General features: G+C 29.9%; 1 protein-coding gene. It reads left to right on the top strand.

What is annotated here, in order from left to right:
* Positions 1–441: invasion associated locus B family protein (locus ACFIO3_RS13445; protein WP_375704623.1), on the top strand; the 441-nt coding region annotated here is incomplete at its 5' end.
* Between the last annotated feature and the right edge of the window lie 718 nt (positions 442–1,159).

Here is a 1,159-nt window from a genome sequence, read left to right as displayed (position 1 = left end):
GAACCTGGTGAAACACGCCGAATTATTATGCAGTTTTATGACTGGACTTTGATTTGTGATGAAAAACAAAAGCTCAAGCAAGGTATATGTAATGTAACACAGACTGTTCATGATCAGGAAGGAAATACTATTTTTAGTTGGTCTCTTGTTTCTACGACAAATGGTCAAGCAGTGATGCTTTTTCGAACATTGCCAAATTCTGATATAAATGTTCCGATTCAAATGTTTGTGAAAGGTTATAAAAAACCTATTCTTATTCATTATACGCGATGTAATGAAACGGTTTGTTTGGCACAATCACCTGTAGGGCCAGTTTTTGCTAAACAAATAGAGCAGAACAATAAAGTACGTATTTCTTATAAGCTTAAAGAGGGAAAGGTATTTTCTTTTACTGTACCATTTAAAGGATTAAATGCAGCACTTAATTCTTTGCGTCCTTAGAAACATCGAGTGATTTTAACAAGGGTCATTTTTCATAACTCGTTGTGTTATATTTTTTAATGTGAATTATAGGATAAGATAAGTAAAAAGTTTTATGTAATATGCTATAGAGGTGATTTCTTCAAAAGAGTAGGAATTTTATGAATATAAAGTCACAATAAGTGATTTATGTGTAATAGAAAATCAAGTTAGAGTTTTTCATAAAGCTTAGAGAGTGATTGCATTATTTGTTAGAAATACTCAATTTTAAATAAATGAAAATACGTCTTCCTTACAATAATGAGTAAGCTAAATTCTTTTTTTAGCTTCATATGGGTTTTTAGGGCCGTCTGATTAAGCATTAATATTTTTCAATTGAAGTGTTGTAATAATAGATAAATTTATAATCCTAGAGAATTTTTTGAACGATAGTTTTTCTTTGTATTCACGAGATAACAGCTATTGTAGTTGCATTTTGTAGTACTACGGAACTTTTATTCCAATATAATCAAAGCTGTTTCGTCAAACGAGGCTAGTGTGTGGAGAAAGCTATTGAAGAAAAAAGTAAAAATTCTTCTTATAAACTATTCCAATATATAGGTTTTTGTAACATTAGGAGTCAGCAGATAATATGATAGTGCTGGTTTGTTACAATAGAGGTATGCTCCGGTAAATGGTATAAAGAAAAGAGCATAATTTATAAAAATTAATGTGAACGTAAACGATTAATTTATAGTTT

Source organism: Bartonella sp. AD328YNZD (assembly GCF_042196425.1).
This window is presented reverse-complemented; position numbering and strand designations above follow the sequence as displayed.